Source organism: Paenibacillus silviterrae, assembly GCF_030167925.1.
GTDB lineage: Bacteria > Bacillota > Bacilli > Paenibacillales > NBRC-103111 > Paenibacillus_G > Paenibacillus_G silviterrae.
This window is the reverse complement of the sequence record NZ_JASKUT010000001.1, coordinates 386252-406708: the sequence shown is the minus strand read 5'-3', so window position 1 is coordinate 406708 and position 20457 is coordinate 386252. Positions and strand designations below refer to the sequence as shown.

The window sequence follows — 20457 nt, the reverse complement described above, 5'->3', positions numbered from 1 at the left end:
ATTCCCCCTTGAGTAATTAGCTTGCTTATGGCTCTCAGACATTTGCCTGTTGGATGAACATTCCGACGAAGCCGCCGCCGCTATGAAGCTCGATAGCAAGCGTTTGGCTACGCTCGGCCATGCGCTCTTCCAGCACAACCGCACCGTCGTTCTCCAAGTCGTCCCGAACGAGTGTCGCTTGGTAGGTTCCCTCCGCTAAGAAGGATAACGGCACCTGAACGGCTCTGGCCGGTCCTGCGCTCATGACAGCCAGGATCCACATGCCGCCGCTTCGGCGTGCAAACAAGGTTAGCTCTCCCATGCTCGATTCGGGCAGCACGATCGTCTCGTCCCATACCGGCTTGATATTCCGAATGACGGCCAGGGCAGGATTGTCCAGCACGCTCTGCGGATGTGCGGCTATCGTCAGCATAGGGCTGTGGAAGGTGGCAAGACAAGCGATTTGGTGCGCCCAGGTTGAGTCTCTGCGCCGTTCCGTGAAGATCATGGTGGTGTAATCGGCAGGACCTGCAAGGTACCGGGTGAACGGCAGAATCGTCTCATGACGGGCCCGCTTCTTTAACCCGCTTGACTCCATTCCGCGAATACCTTCATAGATCATTGCATTAGGCCATGTCCTCGTCCTGCCGGTCGGCTTATTCGATCCGTGGAAGTTCAGCACCAGCTGGCGCTCTGCCGCCATCCGAAGCAGCTCTTCATAAAGATCGATGTTTTCCTTGGCTTCATGATCGAAGAAGTCGATCTTGGCTCCGGCTACGCCCAGTCGGTGAAGGCGCGAGAAGAACGACTCTCTGCTTTCAGCGGTTCGCAGGTCCTTGCTGTGGCGCCAGAACATGACACGGATACCCAAGTCCTTGGAATACTCAACGAACTCCCTTATCTGTTCATCCGGCCATTGATAGGCAAAGCCTTCCAGGATGTGATACTTGGCACCAAGCTGGTGTCCCATGTGAGAAAATTTCTTCATCAGCTCGTAGGTGCCGATCCCTTCTCTGGGTTCATACTTGCGGTCCACATAATCCCATACGGCAAGCCCCGGCTCCACCCATGACGTCTTCACCTGCTCAGGGAACAGCTTGGGGTCCGCTGCAGGACTCAGGTTATGCACGATATCGCAATTGACTAAGCCATTCAAATCCCGGGCAAGCATCATCACCCTCCATGGAGTGGTAACCGTACCGTACACGGCAGCAGGGGAAGCCAAGCGTTTGGCCTCTTCCCGCCCGTAGCGGAGCTCGAAAGGATAGTTGATCGGGTGACGGTGGGCAAGAGCGACGGTCCATCCCCGGCGCCCGTCGTTCTCCAGGGCCATTCCGCTGTAATTGACCAGGTTGGCCTCTGTAATCGACCCGTAGCCGGCATTTCCCGGCAGCCGGAAGGTTAGAGGCGGTGCTCCCCACTGACCGGACTGGATATTCGATATCTCTTGCTCGGCATACTCCGCTTCATAATGCCCGTCGAGGTCATGATACCAGCAGACGGTACCGGCAGGCAGGATGAATTGCGAACCCTCATCCGGCACATGAGCTTCCTCCGGCTCGGCTTCGATGATATGCCGGTAGGCGAAGCCGTCATTAAACACCCGTATGTCCAGGACATAAGCAATCATGCTTAGGTCATGCGTAAGGCTCAACCGGAGACCGTTGCAGCGATGGACTGCTGCTTCGTGTGCACCGTGCCAAGGATAGGCTTCATCGACTGTATAACGTTCCATTCGATCAAAGATAACGCCGGAGGATAAGTGGTAGCCGTCCAACACCATATGAAAGGCGGACGGCTCCGTGACGATCCTGCCGTCCATGGTGACCTTGAAGGTCAGCCGTTCCGGATTCGGGCCGACGATAAAGGACAATTGCCCATCCGGGCTTGTTACTTGCACCTCCTGCATGGGAATGACCCGCCGGGAGCGCCTTGCGGGCATCTGCTCCTCCTCCGCACCCGGATCCGCCGAAGCTTTCGTTTTGGTTTCCATAGAGCTACCTCCTCCAATGTAAGAAAGCGTATTCAAATTACAGTTCCCGAGGGCACCAGACAAACAGCCTGACCTTTGGCAAGGGAAAGGGAGATCGTACCCCCGTGAATGAGCTTATTTTGCTCCAACAGCTCCACACCCTGAACGCTTACCGAATACAGATCCGCGGCATCGATCGATCGCCACGGCTCCGGCAGCTTCCAGACCCGGTTGACATAGCCTTCCCTGCTGTATGCAAGGATCTCCTTATATTTGTGTTCATTCCATAACACGGGGACGAACAGATCGTTTCCTTCTCTAATCAGGATTTCTCCCTGACGGATGATATGCTTTCCGTTCTCCTCATAGCTCGTAACGCCGTCAGTGAACGTAACGACTCCGTCCAGATCGCTCCGTCGGCCCAGCCGGTTCAAGTAATACCAGCATAAGGTTTTGCGGCAAAACTCATCCATAAATCCATCCAGATTACCCGGATCGGACTTGATAATTTTCTGTCCCAGCATGGAAACACCGAAGCGGGGGTCGCCTCCTTCGCCTCCGACGCAAAGTGCCGCCGGGACCCTCATCGGATCCAGCTGTCCGAAATGCCAGGCCAGCGGCTGCAGCCCGAGGAACGGATCAATCCGGTACTTATGATCGAATTCGGAGGTGACATCCACTCCCTTATCCCGCCAGTAGCGGAACATTTTCTTTTGGGTTTCCGCCTCCTCAAGCAGGCTGATTCCGTGGTAAGGACTTATGGTCTCGTGCTCCAGGCGGGGAATCAACTGATGAAACGCATCAATGTGTATGGTCCCCGCCTTTTGCAGAGGAAGCATCTCCAGCAGCTGATCGATCCGGATTTGCGTGAAGCCGGCATTCCATTCTCTGGTATAGGAGATCGGATGTCCCCACAAATACGTTTTCAAGCTTCCGTCTGCGTTTCTTGCCAGCAGATCCTGCTCAACATAAACGTCCCACATGGGGCTTGACGGGTTGATATCCAGCATGTTGATGTGCAGGCTCACCGTGGTGTTGTAGGCGAACGCCTCCTCCATCAGCCATTGCAAGCTCTCCAGCGCCGTTTTGTCCTGCGGTCGCTTAAGCTTCGGGTTGACGATATCCCAAGCGGGATATCCGGTATCATGTCCGTCGTACTGCCAACCGGTCAAATAAATGATTTTGGGTATTCCGCGTGTCAGATGGTCTAGCTTTCTGATGACATCGAGGCTTTGTTCAAAGGAGCTGTATACCGTACCATCGGGAGTGCAAGAGGTTATTTTCATTGTTAAAGTCTGATGGTATGGATGGATAAAGGGTCTTGCGGGCTCAGGAATGACGGTAAAGAGGATACTCGCGGTGAATATCTCTCCGTCCTGCGCAGTGACGGTTACCGTCACACTCGCCTCTCCATCGGTTCTTGTGCCGGCACGGATGAAGGCTCCCGCCCCCATCCTAGTTACCGTGCTCAATACTTCCGGGTCGCTGCATGTATAAGCTATGCGGGTGCCCAAGAAATTGGCTTCACTGCCGTCGCTCATCCTGCCACTTAACCACAGGAATACCGGCTCATCCAGACGGAGCGTGGTCTTCGGCGCCCGCAGCTGGATTGCTTGAAGGCGAGGCCGTTCTTTCATTTCATCCATTCGCATAATGCCCCCTACGATTACGATTTGACGAATCGGCTTCGTTCGATGCCTGCTAGGAGGAAAGCTGTTCGATTAAAGCCCGGCTGTAAGCAGTAATGCTCTCTCGGGCCGGTGATGAAATCATGGCCTCCTGAGGCGGTTGTTGAGCGGCTTGAATCAGCTTCCCGAGAAAATGAATCGCTTGCTGCTTCGCTTCCGCATCTTTATCCAAATGGTGGCTTGCCTGCTTCAATCGGTTTACCGTTTGCATCACAAGCGGTCCCGACACCTCGCCTGACGCGATGTAGCTCTCTACGACAGACAGCAGCGTTTCAAGCGTCGGTGTTACCTTATACCAATGGACTGCTTTCGTGACATTACCGGCTGCATCTTCGATCAAGACATGCACCGCTTGTTCGCCCAGTTTCCCTGCCAGCGGTACGCTCGCTTCCCTCTCGTAAACAGCCCCGCTCACCGTAAGAGATTGTCTTGCCACTCCGGATAACGAGTCCTCCCCCAGAAGCTTCAAGGCTAGCGTTGACGTGTCCGGGTATACAGCCCCGTCTGCCATGGGTTGCCCGTTAGCAAGCAGCCGGTAGGCGGGTGCGGTCTTGTCGATGCGGATTCCCAGCTCCTGCTCCCGCTCCGGGGTCCCTTCGCCGGTGTATCGGTAACGAAGGACATGCTCCCCTTCCTCAGTGAAACGGATTGCTTCTGCGGGCAGCGGCTGCCAGCTTGTCTGCGAGCCTAATCGAAATTCAATTTGACCTGCTCCCTCTGCAGCATTCACCGCACCCAGCTGCACGCTCACATCGGAGGAATACCAACCGTTCCCCGCATGTGTTCCTACCGCCCGGGAGGTCATAGCCATCTGAGCGTTCGGTCCTACCTCCGCCGGGGTTAACGGCTTCCTGAGTACAAGGCCGGTCCCGAGCTCGTCAGCCCCTACGTCAGCTCTGCCGCGTAGCTGACCATCCATATCATCAATTACCGGATAATCTCCCGCAGCCGTATCGATAGCCGGGCTGTCTGCAGACAGCCTATAGAGTCCGTTCACAGGCTGGAGCAAAGGATCCGCTTCCCTAATCTCCGAGGAGGATCTGGGCAGATTGCTCAGGGTTCCTCCGAAACCGATGTTGCCTTCATACCGAATATTGTCGCCCTTCACCTCGTTGTACAGCGGTCCGCCGGAGCCGACCACAAGATTGTTCGCTACAACGCTGTCCACCGGACCATAGGTATAGCTCTTGCCTACAACAATACCGGAGGAGCTGTTCACGATGGTATTATGGAACACCTGGGCCCGATAGACGCGCCAGTGCTTGGTCAATACGCTGGAATCATAATTGCTTCCGTCCGGACCTGCGTCGTAGTTGGCACCGTCGATGTGAATGGTGCTATCAATATTCTCGAAATAGTTATTGTAGATCTTATGATCATTGCCGTAAATCCGTAGTCCGCCAACGCTAGGCTTATCTACCGTGCGGAAAAAGTAGTTGCCGTAATAGCTGTTGCCGTGACCGTGTCTGGCCGTAACCTGTCCTCTATTGTTAATAAACGTATTGTAACGCACCGTGTTCTGCCCGCTCTTTACCGAAATAATTTCGGGGTCGCTGTCCAAATTTTCAAACAAGTTGTACTGGATCGTCGTATAGCCGTTCGTCATGGAGGAGCCGGACAGCCCTACGCGAATCGTCTCGCCCCCGTTCACCGTTTGATGAGCCGCATCATGGAAATAGTTATACTCAATCACATCATATTGGGACATGACCGAGCTCTGAAAAGCAATCATCTGCCCCAAATCGACCCGAGGCCCGAATTCGTTGTGATCGATCCGGTTATGATGACTGTTGTTGCCGCTGAACTGGACCCATTTGATATTGTTCCCCGCTCCAAGGGCAAACGTATTCCGGGTTACACGAATATGGTGGGAGCTGTTCATATTAACCGCAGTGGCCGTTACTGTAAATTTCATTCCTTGAATGACAATGTAAGAGGAATTGCTGATATTGAACCCTGCCCGTCCGGCCATGATGACCTGCCCTTGGTTAGCCGCGCGGATCGTGATGGGGTTCGTTGCCGTCCCGTGCTTATCCGTAATGGGGAAGCTACCGGTATGGGTGTAGGTACCGTCCGCAAGAACAATCGTGGTCCCGGCTGAAGCGGAATTGATTGCGCTTACAAGCTCTGCCGTAGTGGATACGTTCACCACGGTACTAGCGGTAACGGAGCTGGCGGCAGCGCCATCAGCGGCATAACCTGCATTCGGAAGAGCTACCATTGCCATGCACAGCAGCTGAATGACGGCAAGAAACTTTTTCCTGTTCAACCTGTGATCACTCCTTATCCCTTCTGCTTCTTCGAAAATATACAAGGTACTCGGTTATCACTATAGCATAGGAGCGGGTGTATTTATTTTCGGTCGGCCTTGGATTTTTTACGATTTCTTATTTGATCCCCAGCTGTCCCCGGAATTCGGACGGAGTAAACCCCACGATCTTCTTGAAGGTTTTGGTAAAGTGCTGATAATCGTCGTAGCCTACTTCGGCAGCTACATCTGCAATGCGAAAGTGCGGCAGGCATAGCAGCTCCTTCGCCTTCTTCATTCTCCGATTGGTGCGATATTGCACGAAGGATTCGTTGGTCTTTTGTTTGAAAAGGGAACTGAAATAAGTGGACGTCAAGCCGACCATCGCCGCTACATGATCCAGGGTAATATCCTGGGAAAGCCTGCGTTCGATGTAGGTCTTGGCTTCCTCCATCGGGTCTTTATAATTCCCGTTGCGGGCGATCAGCAGCTCATCCGCAATTTGCCGGATTTGTTTCTCGAAGCAATCCAAAGCTTCCGAAATCGTAGAGACCGGATGCTCCCCTCGGGTAAATTCCGCCGGGAAGCTTCTTGCCTGAAACCGCTTCTGAAGTAAGGATGCGCAATCGCCGAGCAGCTCCTTCACTTGAGAAAGGGTCAGACCGGCGGATCGGCAGAAGGCTCTTCCTTTCTTCAGCTGCTCCTCCAGCTCCTCCAGCTGCAGAGTCCAGACGCATCGCTCAATGGAATCCATCCATTCCAGACAGCGATTGAAGGACAGGTAACCTTGGGCTGCATGCTTCACCAGCCTGCGAAGCACCTCATGCATATCTTCGTCGGTGACCGGCTTCACCAAATAATGCTTGACCCCTGAATTCATACACTGCCGAGCGTCCTCGAACTTGCCGCTTTCCGAAATGACCGCAATCGGGATATGGGGATATTGCTCATGGACAGCTTGGCACAAACGCAGTCCGTTCATGTCAGGCATATGAATTTCGGTTATCACCATATCCGGTTCCTTCGAACGAATGCTAGCCCAAGCCTCCATGCTGCTTCGTGCCGTGCTGATCTTGGAAAAAGCCGGCGTGAAGGCCTGTGCCATGCTGCGGAATGTCTGCAGCATCACGGGATTGTCGTCGACGATTAATAAATGCATGCCGTTCCACCCTCCAGTTTCCTCGTGGTTCCTGATCATGGAATTCCTACTTTTATTATTCATCAGCGGAATGCCGGACAACAATAAGGCAATATTTTAAAAATCGTAGCAATTGTTTTACGTTAAGGAAAAAAACACCGGTTCCTCAGGGAACCGGCGGCGGTGACTTATGAAATGGGCAGTCCGTATAAACGCCACGGCTTGCGGCCCCCGAAATACCCGGTCAGATGGGCCTCCTCACGATCATAAAAAAAACATAGCCACCGTAATTCAGCCAGTACTCGGGAAGGGCCAAGCTGAAGTATGATAGAATGGGATCGTTATATCACAAGCAGGAGGGAAAGCAAAATGAATTATCGCAAGCTCGGGAACAGCGGTTTAAAGGTTAGTGAAATCAGTCTGGGCAGTTGGCTTACGTACGGAGGCTATGTGGAGAATGCGAACGCTGTGAAGTCGATAGAGCAGGCATATGATCTGGGGGTCAATTTCTTCGATACCGCCAATATGTATGAACGGGGCGAAGCGGAGAAGGTCATGGGCAAGGTGCTGAACGCGTATCCGCGGGAGTCGTACGTCCTGGCAACCAAGGTGTTTAACAAAATGGGCGAGGGTCCGAACGATCGCGGACTATCCCGTAAGCACATTATGGAGCAGTGCCATGCCAGCCTGAAGCGGTTAAACGCCGAGTATATCGACATCTACTATTGTCACCGCTACGACCCGGAAACCCCTCTGGAGGAGACATTGCGGGCTCTGGATGATCTGGTAAGCCAAGGCAAGGTGCTTTATATCGGAGTGAGCGAATGGACCCCCGCTCAGATAACGGAAGCCTTCGCGATCGCCGACAAGCTGCTGCTGGACAAATTGATCGTGAATCAGCCGGTTTATCATATGTTTAACCGTTACATAGAGAAGGAGATCATTCCGCTCGGCCAAGCCAAGGGCTTCGGTCAGGTCGTATTTTCTCCGCTGGCCCAGGGCATCCTGACGGGAAAATATCGCCGCGGTCAGGCGGTTCCGGAGAACAGCCGCGCAGCAAGCAAGGGCTGGGATGAAAAGCGGCTGAATGAGGAAACCTTGGCTAAGGTGGAACAGCTGGCGGAGATTGCGGATGGGCTGGGACTTCGCATGTCGCAGCTGGCGATTGCCTGGATTTTGCGCCAGAGCAATGTGGCAAGCGCGCTAGTGGGAGCAAGCCGCCCGGAGCAGGTTGTGGAGAATTGCTCCGCCTCCGGTGTGAAGCTTTCGCAAGAAATCCTGGAGCGGATCGAGCAGATCTTGAAAGCGTAGAGAAATCACGGCTGCTTCTCCTTACTAAAAAGCGGATGACACAGGCGCCTTGCCTGTCGTCATCCGCTTTTTTTTCATTTTCGAGTGACTACACGGCAACAATCCGGTAGGTCCGGCCAGGCTCGGCGGTAAACTCGACGATTTCCTCACCGGCACGGCTGCGCGCCACCTCGGCGTCGCCCGACCAGATCGCGACCGGCGTCGCAGTACGGACGCGGCACACTCCCTGCTTCAGCGACTCGATGGCGCCCTCCTGCAGCGCCCCGTCCGACCAGCGCAGCGTCACCCTGTAGCCACCTCGCGCGCGTAGTCCGGTGACCTCTCCTTCCGGCCATTCGGCGGGCAGCGCAGGCAGCAGGAACAGCTCTCCGGCATGGCTCTGGAGCAGCATCTCCGCCATACCGGCCGCCGCGCCGAAATTACCGTCAATCTGGAACGGCGGATGGGCGTCGAAGAGATTCGGGTAGGTCGACTTGCGAAGCATGTTCACCAAGTGCTGATGAGCGTCCTCCCCCTCGCCCAAACGGGCAAACATGTTTACGATCCAGGCGCTGCTCCAACCGGTGTGCCCTCCTCCATTCGCCAGCCGGTGACGGAGCGTTTCCTCTGCTGCCTTAGCAAGCTCGGGTGTACGCTGCTTATCGATTTGGGTTCCCGGATGCAGGGCGAACAAGTGGGAGATATGACGATGCCCGGCGTCCGCCTCCTCGTATTCCTCCAGCCATTCCAGCAGCTGTCCCCTGCTTCCGATCTGCGGCTTGGGCAAACGCTGCAGGAGCGAGGACAGGCGTTCGGAGAATTCGTTGTCCTCACCAAGTATCATACTGCTGTCGATACAGGCGCCGAACAGCTCACGCAGGATCTGCGTATCCATAGAAGGTCCCATGCAGAGCGCGCCCTTCTCGCCGTTAGGCAGGATGAATACATTTTCCGGTGAAACGGACGGTCCCGTGACAAGGCGGCCATCCGGCGTTTCCACTAGATAATCCACGAAAAACTCGGCAGCTTCCTTCAACACAGGGTAAGCCCGCTCACGCAGGAAAGTCAGATCCCCGCTGTAGGCATAATGCTCCCAAAGGTGCAAGCTAAGCCAAGCTGCTCCCATCGGCCAAATGACGCAGGAAGGGAAAATACCCTCCGGCCGGGTTTCCGCCCACAGGTTCGTGTTATGATGCGCCACGAAGCCATGGCAGCCGTACAGCTGACGTGCTGTGTTCCGCCCATCCGCTCTCATTCGCTCAACCAGCTCGAATAACGGCTCATGGCATTCCTGCAGGCCGCATACCTCCGCCGGCCAATAATTCATCTGCGTGTTGATATTGATGGTGTATTTCGATTCCCACGGCGGGGTGAAGCTATCGTTCCAAATCCCCTGCAGCGTGGTCGGCAGGCTGCCCGGACGCGAGCCGGCGATCATCAAATATCTTCCGTATTGAAAAAACAGCTCCATCAGCCCCGCATCGGGATCACCCGATCTGCAAAGCTCCAGCCTCTCATCTGTCGGCAGCTCTGCCGCTGACACCTCTTGGTCCGCCCCTCCAAGCTTCAAATTGACCCTGCCGTAGAGCGAAGAGTAGTCGTCAATGTGCCTCCGCCTCAGCTCCTCATAGCTAATCCCCGAAGCAGATGTAACTGCCTTCAGGCTGGCGGCTTCGGGATCCTTCTCCCGGAAGGTCGTTGCTGCGGCAAGCAGAAGCGTAACCTCGGAGGCTCCCTCCACGGAAATGAAATCGCCTAGCACACGAAGCTGGCCGTCTGCCGCTCCCTTCAATACGCAAGCGTATTCGACCCCGTCCTTGCCGCAATCTCCCCGCATGGCTACGGCAGCATCACTCACCCGCCGGCTCTCCCCTTCATAAGGCCGACGGTTGAGATTCGCCCCGAAGCTCAGCCTTCCGGAGCCTTCACAGGTGAGACGAACCACAAGCACCTGATCGGGATAGCTGCTGAACACTTCTCTCCTGTACGTGGTATCCCCAATGCGGTAGCGAATGCTGACTATGCCCGTCGACAAATCCAATTCCCGCTCATAACCCTCCACTGTGCCGGTTTGGCCGGTAAAAAACAGCTTTAGCTCCCCCAGCGGCTGATAAGGATTGTAATACTTCGGAGTAGAAAACATCGACATGCGAGCGAGCGCCGCAGCCTTTTCCACCTTGCCATCAAATAACAGCCTCCGAATTTCCGGCAGATTCGCAAGACCGTCGGGGTTCACCGCATTCGCCTTCGGTCCTCCATACCAGACCGTATCTTCGTTCAGCTGAATTTTATCGTCCTGCACTTGCCCGAAAACCATGCCGCCCAAGCGTCCGTTGCCCACAGGCAGCGCTTCCACCCACTTCGCTGCAGGCTTGCGGTACCATAGCCTCTTTCGACTCACTGTAAGGTCCCCCTTTCTCATTCGACTGCCGGGAGCGCCGCCTCAAAGACAAGTAAGCGCAGAGGCGCATCCGTATGATTTTCAAGACCATGACTCCAGCCCGGCTTATTCAGCAGCACATCCCCCGGGCCTACCTCGCGCACTTCCCCATTGACCGTCATCCGGCCGCGCCCCTCCATAATCACATAAACTTCCTCATCCTGACCGTGTGTGTGATAACCGATGGAGGCTTGCGGAGGAATTTCCGTGTAATAGAAAAATCTCAAGGCCGTATCAAAATCCTGGTTGTCGTACAGCCTCACGCTTTTGACCTCGCCATTGCCTTTATGACTGCTTCCGAACTTGTATTCCGCGTTTAAGTAATTGCGAATGATCATTCCAACTCTCCTCCACGTTTGGGTGCGGACGTAGGAATCGACGGCATCACCATCGTGAATCTCGTTCCCTCTTCCAGCACACTCTCCACTTGTAATCCGTACTCTTCCCCATACACCATCTGAATCCGGCGGTGTACGTTCAGGCAACGCGGTGAACGTTAGCCGAGCTTCGTTAATCCTAGCTTCCAGGTTGTGGAGCTATAGGACGATGCCGTGTTCGCTCCGGCGGTTTCCTCTTCGATCACACACTCGAGGGCTCCATCCGCGCCGGCACGGACCTCCGCTCGCTGCCAAACGCTGTTCCCCCGTTCATAATCAAACGACACCCCGTCATCGTCATACAGCATACCGCGTCCAGGCACGGTGCCGAAATGGAGCCATTCCAGCGGCGTCTGCTCCCCTGCCTTCGGCGCGCGGGGCCTAACCGGCATTGTCGGGATGACGGCTCCTTCACGGACAAAGATCGGAATCCGTTCCAGCGGGGCTTGCACATGGACAATGCGTCCTCCCTCGAACCGCTCGCCCGTTTCAAAGCCATACCATACGCCAGGAGGCAGAAGCACATCCCGCTCGTGCTCCCCTGCGAATACAGGAGCTACCAGCAGATCGTCTCCCATTAGAAATTGATCGTCCCATTCCCTGACCTTCTGCTTTCCGTATGCCGCATCGGTCGTATTCAACACCTCGCCTTCTCCCAAGCTCTTCAGCGCAGCTGCGGCACGGTACTCTGTCGCATTATCGAAGGCCATCGGCATCGCCCGGAACGGCGGCAGTCCCTCGAAACGGTACCGGGCGAATGCCGTGTACAAGTAAGGAAGCAGCCTCATGCGAAGCTCGATATAATGCCTGATAATCGGCTCCACCTCCGGGAAGGACCACGGCTTCGTGCCGTCCCCCCAAGCGTTCAGCATCGCCATGGGGGAGAAGCAAACCGCCTGCATCCGGCGCACCCATTCCTCGCTGCTGCCGGCTTTACGCACCTCCGGCGTCCACAGGATCCCGCTGAACGACGCGTTGCACATCGCGCGAACGAACTGCTTATGGTCGTATAAATCCGAATAAAGCACATAGGGCAGCGTGGAGGCGGCGGCGTTCGAGGCGCGAACCAAACCGTAGGTTCTGCGGTTATGCTTCCGGTACAGATCCGTTGTCATTTTCTGGAACAGCAGCCCGTACATCTGCCGCATCTGCTCTCCGTCAGTGCCGGAAGGGAAGCTCGCGTGAGCCGGGAACATCCACGAATTGTTCGTGAGCTCGCTCCCGTCGCATTCATCGAGCTTGTAGCCGGACACGCCAATACGGACATGCTCCTCTTCATGCTGATTCACATACAACGCCTGGGCATCCTCCAGCGTGTAATCCGGCGCTAACCCTCCCCAGACGGCGTGGCTTCCGGAAAGCGGCTTCAAGGGCTCGTAGATTTCCGCATCTGGAGATACATAGGGATGCTCCCAAAGGTTGACCTGAAACCCTTGCTCCGCCAGCTCACGAACGAATCCGGCAGGATCGGCGAACCGCTCCCGAGCCCATTCATACGTGACGGGGTAGCTTCGGCTGTGCCAGCCCGGCTCCAAGCCGATCACATCGCAAGGAATGCCGCGTTCACGGAATTCCTGCGCTTCCGCCACAGCCTCCTTGTCGCTGTAAAGCTTCGGCACCCGGTGCCAGAAGCCGAGCCCCCACTTGGGCGGCAAGGTGCCTCCGCCGCAGAACAAATTGTACCGGCTCACTACACTCGCCACCGACGGGCCGCTGAACACATAGATGTTCGCCCCTTCATCCGGCAGCCGCACCTCAATTCGGCTTGATAACGGCGTGGCCTTCCAGCCTTTATCCGTATTCCGGTCAAGAACAGCTTCGCGACGGTTATCCTCTATGTGTACGGTTGAGCCGCAATGGACCGTCACGATCCGTGAGGTGTCGATCAGCACGCCGTAGCCCCGATCCGTAACAAAGAACGGTACCGGTGCATGAGTTTCTCCCGTATCCTGCTTAGGGTCGCTGTTCACCCGGAGGTATTTGGTTCTTCCCCGCTGATTCATCCGCATAAACTGCAGCCCAGTGCCGTAAATGGCTTCGGTCTCCGTTAAAGGAAAAGAAAGCAACAGCATCTTCCCGACACGGTCCAAGCGCACCTCCTCCAAGTCAAAAGGAAGCTCCGCTTCACCTAGCCGCTGAAGGGCTTCTTGCTTCGGCTCCTGTTTCATCCAAGCGAGCGGAGATAAGGAGGAGGGCTCTCCCGCTTTAGAGTGCCATACTCCTGTCGTCGTTTTTTGCCAAGTCAAGCCTTTCATTTAGCTCATCCCATCCTCTATATGGATTCCGATTCATTCACTCGGTTACACAGGGTAAAATCACATCGACCCGCTGCGACTTCTCGCTCGACAGCTTGGCATAATGTACCAGAGCCTGCGTTAGTAAGTAATCTCTACCGCTGGATTCGCACTCCCGCCGCTCCCGAAGCGAGGCAAGAAATTCAGCCAACGTATCGCTAACTTGAACTGCGCTGTGATCGCTATAAACCTCCGTTTGACCCTCGCGATGCAGATAGATGACTTGGTCGGTCAGCTCCAAAGCACCGTCGGTCCCCTCGATCCTCAGCTGTCCGCACCACGGTGTTTGCTTGCTGCGGGAAGCAATCGTACCGGAGTAGGTCGCGCGAATGCCGCCTTCAAGGTCTATCCAGGCCTCCGTGCCGAGTACGGAGCCCGGCTCCTCCCAGCCGTTCAGCGGGTTATACAGCTGAGCGGCAACCCGAACCCCTTCCGCCCCGGTCAAATAACGGATCATATCGAAGTGATGGACGCCGATATCATCCAGCAGGCTGACCGTGTAATTACGCTGTACCTGATGATAGCGGTGAAACCGGATATCAATCGAAGCTATTCGCCCGATCGCTCCTTCGTCAATCAGCTGCTTCAGCCTGCGTATGTATGGAAATCGCCGGTAATTCTCCGCGATCATGAACGGAATTCCTTCTCGTAATGCCCGCTTTACGACCTCCACCGACTCCTCGTAGTCGAAGGATATCGGCTTCTCGCAAAGCACCGGCAGCCTCCGGTCGAAGGCCGCATGATTGATGGCCGTATGCGCCATGGGGGATGTAACATTCACAAGAAAATCGGCTTCTTCGTTATTCAGCGCTTCCTCAAGCGAGGTGTAGAAGGGATAAGGATCGTTCTCCAGCTTCGTCTTCATGGATGAATTCGTTTCCACTACGGCAGCAAGCAGCCCCTGCGCCTTCAACCGCTTATACCAGCTGAAGCCTGCCGAGCCGAGTCCGACTAGTATTGCTTTCATAAAGCAGCTCCTCTCTTTATTCAGGTGCGATGGGGATTACCATATTCCATGTATTCGAAGCGTTTCTAAAGCCGCCCGAGCCGTCAGCCGTTGCAGCGAACAAATGGGTGGGCTTGCCGTTTTGGAACAGCAGGAACGGCCTCTCCAAATTGCCCATCAGCTGCACCTCGCCATCGTCCCAGGTCACCCGGCGCGAGTATGCCTTCGGCTGCTCAAATAAGCTCCAGCTCTTCCCGTCAGCCGAATAGGCGTGAATTCCGGAATGCTTCTCCCCGCACAGTGTTCCCTCCATGTCCTTGGCAATCAATTCATACCCGTCCTCCGTCTTCCATACGTACGGGTCCTCTATATGAAAGCGGTCTGGAGGAAACACCGGCTCGTCCGTCAGCACCCGGTAGGGACCCTGAAAGCTCTCGGCGCTTGCCGCCCCGATGGTCATCTGACCATGGGTATGTCCTTCATACCTACGAGCCTTATAGATCAGGAGGATGGACCCGTCTTCATGAACGCAAGGCGCAGGGTTCGAGGTCAGAAAGCTGTCGAACCTTCCCGGACGTGTAGGGAGAATCGGTGTGTCCTTTCGTTCCCAAGGGCCGAACACACTTTGCGAGGTGGCCACGCCGACCCGCTTGTTTGCTCTCGCAGCTATACAGCGGGGATCCTCCAACCCGTAGTCCTCACCCGGCTGTACATCAGCGAAAGGATGGGTTGAGCCCATATAATACAGCACATAGCTGTCGCCGATCTTTTTGATGTGCGGGTTATGGGTGCTGCGACCGTCCCAGTACTCCGCTCCCCTAGCGGGAAGAACGACCTCCTGGAACTCGTACGGTCCTTCCGGCGTATCGGACACGGCGCGGACAATCTCCGACGCCACCAGCCAGCCGGGATGCATCGGCAGCCGCTTCGGCCAGCGGGAAGCAAACATGTGGAAGCGTCCGTCCTCTCCTTGAACGACAGATCCGCACCAGACCCAATATCCTTCCATACGAAACCCGCCGTTTCTCGGGGCAGGCAGCAGCCGGTCCGCTAAACTTCTTGCCATGAGTTCATTCCTCCTTAATATGGCTAAATCCTCCCCCTTACCGGGGGAGGACAAGCTCAACCTTGAAGTTATCCGTTACTTAGAAAGAATCATTACGCCTTCTTTTTTATTATATCGCTCGGTAGCTTCCTTAATGATTTCATTACCGCCCTTCGACTTGTATTCTTCGATAACCTTAGGCCAGTCGGAGATCGGCTCTTTGCCGTAGATCATCTTGATCATGTGATCGATGATCAGCTTCGGTCCTACGTCCTGCTGCGGCGCGGCAAGATCCGGGAATTTCGTGAAAGCGGTGAGATCCGGATAAAAGCCGATCCCCCCCAAGCCTTCCTTGGCGAGAACCTCATCGAAGGCCTTCAATGTGTCCTTGCCGTTCTGATCCAGCTCCAGACGCATTTTGTTATAGGTCGCATCATGCGCTGCCCAAAGCGTGCCGCTGCGGAAGCCCTCCTCCTCCGTCTCTTCCTTCGTTTGCGGAAATTTATACTTGATGGCTCCATTCTCCGTCGTGTACGTGTCGCCTTCAATCCCAAATGTAAAGAACTTCTCCGCTTCCGGTGTGACCATCCAATCGAAAAATTTAATAATGCCGACAGCCGTCTCCGGCTTTACCTTGGCATTAATATAGAAGGATCGGATAACCGGAGTATAGTAGAAGTACCCGCCTGTTCCTTCAGGACCTTTCGGTGAAGCGATAATGTCGACTTGGGAGTCCGGCACCACCTGCTTGTTGTTCACGCGGAAGCCTACGAGCCCGGTAGCATTAGAGGACCAGCTGCCGGCCTTGCCGCCGTTAATGTTCTTGGTATAATCCGTGGAAGTAATCGTTGCGAAATCCTTCGGAATCAACCCTTCATCGTACATGGTTTTGTACACCTGAAGCGCCTTCATCATATTGTCGGCATCGAAGAACTTCGGAACCACCTGCCCATCCTTCAATTCGAACTGATCCTTGTAGGGAAGCACGTCGAACGCTCCAAGAATGACGTCCGCGTATTTGAAGTTCTCACGCATTTGATACGGATTCTCAACACCGAGCTTTTTGAAGGCGCGCAGCACATTCAAAAACTCATCCACCGTCTTCGGCGCCGTCAGCCCCGTTTGCTTCAGCAAGTCGGTGCGGATAAAGGTAGCCCGTCTCGACGGGTTCGCCAAGTATTCCGGGATCCCATAAATTTTGCCCTTGTACGATACCGCTTCCCACGCAGCCTTAGGCACCACCTTCATCAGGTTCGGTGCATGCTGCTTCAGCAGGTCGTCCAGCGGCAAGAACATGCCAGCCTCGACGGAGCCGGACATCGCTTTATTCGTTGGCGTTCCGATGTTGCCCACGACGTCCGGGAGGTCGCCGCCGGCGAACATCACGCTCATCTTCGTTTCCTCCATGACCCTGACATCAAGATCGGTGTTCGTAAGCTTTTCAAGCTTCAGAACCCATTTGTCCTTGTTCAGATCAGGAATGCGAGCGTGATAGCCTGTGTTAACCGTAGTCGGATAGGAGATCGAGAACTTTGCTTTCTGGGCAGCTGGCGGCTCTTTGGACGTCGCTGCTTGCTCGCCGCCTCCACAGCCGGCTAGGGCTCCCGCTGCTAACACGGCAGCTAAAGATACATGAACCGCTTTCTTCTTTTTCATGGATACCCCTTCTTTCTACATGATTACGATTTTATCGAGCCTACAAGCATCCCTTGAATGAAATGCTTTTGCAGGAACGGATAAACCAGCATAATCGGCAGCGTGGCAACCACGATAACCGCCATCTTGATTCCTTCCGGAGAGACAGTAAGCATCATCTCTGCGGTAGGATCGGAGCTGCCCAGCATATCGGTAAACACAATCTCGCGAAGCCGAACCTGAAGAGGAATGAGCGCACGATTATTGATATAATAAACGGCCGCTGAATACGTATTCCAGTTAGAAACGGCGTAGATAATCCCCATCGTAGCCATAGCGGGCTTGGACAGCGGCAGCACGATGTACCAGATGGTGCGGAAATCGCCGCAGCCGTCCATTTTGCCTGAATCAATCAGCTCATTCGGCAGGTTCATGAAGAAGGATCGCATGACGAACAGGTTAAAGGCACTGATCGCCGAAGGCAGCATGAGCGCCCATAGGGTATCCAGCAAGCCGAGCTGTTTAATCAGCAGGTAATTGGGAATGAGCGGTGCGCTGAATATTAAGGTTACCAGCACCAGGATCAGCACCTTGGTTCGGCCCAGGTATTCGGGTCTGGATAAAGGATAAGCCAGTGACGCGGTAGCCGTCAGGTTGATCAACGTACCGAATACGGTGATAATGACGCTGTTGCGGAACGCGATCCAAATCGACATATCCTTCAGAATCAGCTGGTAGTTGTCCAAGGTGAATTCCACCGGCCAGAAGGCGACCCGTCCCGTATTGATGGCCGCGTTGCTGCTAAGCGATTGAGCGATGACGTGAATGATCGGCATAACCATCGTTAAACCGAGCAGAGCCATGAAGATGACGTTGGCAGCATTGAATGTTTTTTGCGCTTTGCTGATAATCACGATTGTTCACCCCTTTTCTAATAAAGACTTTCCCCTGTGGCTCTGCGGCTGAGGGTGTTGCCAATCACGATGAGCAGTAAACCTACAACCGATTTAAACAGACCGATGGCCGTCGTGTAGCTGTATTGCCGATCCACCAATCCCGCCCGGTATACGTAGGTGTCTATGATTTCCCCATTTTCGCTGTTCAGCGGATTGAGGAAGACGAAAACCCGTTCAAAGCCGAAATCGAGGAAATTGCCGATCTGCAGCAGGAATAAGATCATAATTGTCGGCAGAATGCATGGAATCGTAATGGAAAAGGTTTGTTTCAGTCTCCCGGCGCCATCGATCTGTGCAGCCTCGTAGAGATCCGGGTTAATGCCGGCAATGGCCGCCAAATAAATGATCGTTCCCCAGCCGCTGTCCTTCCATATCCCCGACCCGATGAGTATGCTTCGGATATAGTCGTTATCCCCCAAAAAATAGATAGGCTCGAAGCCTAAGGACGAGATGACGGTATTGACAAACCCGGTTGTCGGCGATAAGACTCCCACGAGAATCCCTCCGACAATAACCCAGGATAAGAAATGGGGCAAATAAACAATGGTTTGGACGATCCGTTTATAAAGGACCTGACGCAGCTCATTGAGCAGAATCGCCAGCAGGATCGGTACAGGGAAAGCGAATGCCAGATCATATATGCCTATAAGCAAGGTGTTCTTCAGAATCATGAGAAACTCCGGATAAGCGAACATTCGCTTAAAATTGTCCAGACCGATAAACGGACTTCCCGTAATCCCCCGAAAAATATTGTAATTTTGAAATGCGATGACAGACCCCAGCAGCGGTACATATTTGAAAATCAGGAAGAAGAAAATTCCCGGAATCGAGATCACATACAGCCCCCAATGCTTGCGCATAAAGGTCCATTTCTCCCGCTGTGTCGTAAATGTGTACTGCAGCTGTCGGTCAGCGGCCTTGATCTTAGCAGCCACGTTACTCCCCCTCCACTTCATCGTTTGTTTGTTGTCTCTTTAAGCTCATGTTCATCATACAAAGCAATTTCCGTTTCATCCATGTTGTTTCTTCGCTATGACGTGTGTTTTTTTACGAATCCTGTCGAAGGCCGTATCTTGCGGCGGCACTGGAATAAAGCCATTCCCTTGCGGTGAGCAGCGCCGTCTTTTCGTCAAGCCAGCCTCGGGCTGTCTGCTCGGCAAGAAATTCGGCGGCAAGCCGCTTAATGAGCAGAATCTTGCCGAAGCTCCACTCGATGCAGCGGGCATCGGAGACAACCAGCGAGCTCTTTATCGGACTAATCGCCTCAAGCCGGTATTGCATGCTTTGGCGGTACGTGCTGGAGCGGAAATTAAACCACCACATACCTCCTACATGCACATTGGAGAAGTTCCAGGCCGCTTGAACCACATCCATGTTGTTCAGCTCGGAGGCGACCACCAGCTCGAAGGTGCACTTGCTGTATCGTTCGAAGAGTGCGGTCAGCTTAAGAATCCGTGCCGGGTCGTTCGCAGGGACGGCGGTGCCGCACCAGGAACGCTCCACTCCCAGAAACAATTGGACGAGCAGCCCCTCACGTTCCGCAGTCCCGCATACAAAGTCCAGGATCAGCATCATCATCTGATCGAAGCTTAGCCCGTCCTCCAGACGGTACGTCTCATTAGCGGAAGCCTCATAACGCGGAAGCGTCGTCATGATGCCGGGGTATCCTTTAGCTTTGTAAGAGGTCAGCAGACCTTCTATGCTTTGTTTGATTTCCCCAAAGGCTTGGGCAGGCTCGGCCGATTGATGAACGATTTTTGACCACTCATGAATTTTGCCGTCAATGCGGGGTATGACGATGGCATCCTCCCGCATTCCCTGAAACGCCGCGTGCTCCGGGATATTCGTAACAAAACGCTTGATGTTCAACCGATCGGCTACAGCTTGCGCCCAGCCTGCCTTTGCGCCGCTCTCCCGCACCGCCTTGTCCGCTCGGCGAATGGAACTCGCATCGGTGATATCCAGGTCATATAAGTGCTTAAAGATATGGGTAAACACCCAGTTCATATTGGTATTTCTCGTCTTATGGTAAGCAGAGAGAAATGCAGCGATTCTCTCCTCCTCCGGCAGCTCTTCAGCATTCAGGGGATACCCTCCCGATTGCAGCTCCTGCTTAAACCAAAAGTAATGGGCAATCTCCCAAAAATTACGCGCGGCGAGCCGTTCCCCTACCAAATGGGTATGGGTATCGAGCACCTCCATCTGCTGTATGGCTTCCATCCATCTCTCCTGCAGCTTCACTCTGTCTCCATCCTCTCCTTGTCTCTCTGTCTATTATTTAAGACCGATTGCCGGCCGGAAGGTATGGATTTAGTTACAACAGAGTTGTGTTTTTTTTCGATGGATACTAGAAACGGCTCATGAGCCAGCAATCGTAAATTTTTACATACGCATGACGGATTTCTCCATCCGCTTCTCCGTGTCGATTTCTTATAATGGATGCAAACTC

The 20457-nt window shown here is 54.3% G+C and carries 14 protein-coding genes and 1 pseudogene; 1 reads left to right on the top strand and 14 read right to left on the bottom strand.

From position 1 onward, the window contains the following. Window positions 1-34 precede the first annotated feature (34 nt). The 4 genes from QMO62_RS01705 to QMO62_RS01690 form a co-directional block, all read right to left on the bottom strand. Window positions 35-1972, bottom strand: a complete 1938-nt coding sequence (locus tag QMO62_RS01705) for a glycoside hydrolase family 97 protein (protein WP_284638250.1) — start codon at window positions 1970-1972, stop codon at window positions 35-37. A 32-nt stretch (window positions 1973-2004) separates the two neighbouring features. Then, window positions 2005-3597 (bottom strand): endo-alpha-N-acetylgalactosaminidase family protein, encoded by a 1593-nt coding sequence (locus tag QMO62_RS01700; protein ID WP_284638248.1) that lies wholly within the window; start codon window positions 3595-3597, stop codon window positions 2005-2007. Between the two features lie 55 nt (window positions 3598-3652). Beyond that, window positions 3653-5908: a polysaccharide lyase 6 family protein gene (locus tag QMO62_RS01695; protein ID WP_284638245.1), complete on the bottom strand. Its 2256-nt coding sequence runs from the start codon at window positions 5906-5908 to the stop codon at window positions 3653-3655. A gap of 118 nt (window positions 5909-6026) precedes the next feature. Next, the gene (locus tag QMO62_RS01690) at window positions 6027-7046 is read right to left on the bottom strand and encodes a response regulator transcription factor (RefSeq protein ID WP_284638243.1); all 1020 of its coding nucleotides are present in this window, start codon (window positions 7044-7046) and stop codon (window positions 6027-6029) included. A 348-nt stretch (window positions 7047-7394) separates the two neighbouring features. Between QMO62_RS01690 and QMO62_RS01685 the strand changes: the two genes are divergently transcribed. Further along, window positions 7395-8336: an aldo/keto reductase family protein gene (locus QMO62_RS01685; RefSeq protein WP_284638241.1), complete on the top strand. Its 942-nt coding sequence runs from the start codon at window positions 7395-7397 to the stop codon at window positions 8334-8336. Between the two features lie 88 nt (window positions 8337-8424). Here QMO62_RS01685 and QMO62_RS01680 read toward each other — a convergent pair whose 3' ends face one another. From QMO62_RS01680 to QMO62_RS01640, 10 genes and pseudogenes are all read right to left on the bottom strand, one after another. Continuing rightward, the gene (locus QMO62_RS01680) at window positions 8425-10716 is read right to left on the bottom strand and encodes a glycoside hydrolase family 95 protein (protein WP_284638239.1); all 2292 of its coding nucleotides are present in this window, start codon (window positions 10714-10716) and stop codon (window positions 8425-8427) included. Between the two features lie 17 nt (window positions 10717-10733). Further along, a complete protein-coding gene (locus tag QMO62_RS01675; protein ID WP_284638237.1) occupies window positions 10734-11093 on the bottom strand; it encodes a cupin domain-containing protein in 360 nt (119 codons plus the stop codon). Next, window positions 11090-11236, bottom strand: a pseudogene (locus QMO62_RS33525) (sensor histidine kinase); the annotation flags it as partial. The pseudogene QMO62_RS33525 and the gene QMO62_RS01675, both read right to left, overlap by 4 nt. A gap of 15 nt (window positions 11237-11251) precedes the next feature. Beyond that, a complete protein-coding gene (locus QMO62_RS01670) occupies window positions 11252-13387 on the bottom strand; it encodes a TIM-barrel domain-containing protein (RefSeq protein WP_284638236.1) in 2136 nt (711 codons plus the stop codon). A gap of 37 nt (window positions 13388-13424) precedes the next feature. Next, entirely contained in the window at window positions 13425-14393 is a 969-nt protein-coding gene (locus tag QMO62_RS01665; protein WP_284638234.1) for a Gfo/Idh/MocA family protein, read from the bottom strand. 16 nt (window positions 14394-14409) lie between these two features. Next, the gene (locus tag QMO62_RS01660) at window positions 14410-15438 is read right to left on the bottom strand and encodes a glycoside hydrolase family protein (protein ID WP_284638232.1); all 1029 of its coding nucleotides are present in this window, start codon (window positions 15436-15438) and stop codon (window positions 14410-14412) included. A 75-nt stretch (window positions 15439-15513) separates the two neighbouring features. Then, window positions 15514-17073 (bottom strand): type 2 periplasmic-binding domain-containing protein, encoded by a 1560-nt coding sequence (locus QMO62_RS01655; protein WP_284638230.1) that lies wholly within the window; start codon window positions 17071-17073, stop codon window positions 15514-15516. 23 nt (window positions 17074-17096) lie between these two features. Then, complete coding sequence (locus tag QMO62_RS01650) at window positions 17097-17915, bottom strand: carbohydrate ABC transporter permease (RefSeq protein WP_372516698.1); 819 nt, start codon at window positions 17913-17915, stop codon at window positions 17097-17099. Window positions 17916-17983: 68 nt separating this feature from the next. Then, window positions 17984-18943 carry an ABC transporter permease gene (locus QMO62_RS01645; protein WP_284638229.1) on the bottom strand — a complete coding sequence of 320 codons (960 nt, stop codon included), beginning with the start codon at window positions 18941-18943 and terminating at the stop codon, window positions 17984-17986. A gap of 112 nt (window positions 18944-19055) precedes the next feature. Further along, on the bottom strand, window positions 19056-20249 hold the full coding sequence (locus QMO62_RS01640; RefSeq protein ID WP_284638227.1) for a glucuronate isomerase: 1194 nt from the start codon (window positions 20247-20249) through the stop codon (window positions 19056-19058). Window positions 20250-20457 lie beyond the last annotated feature (208 nt).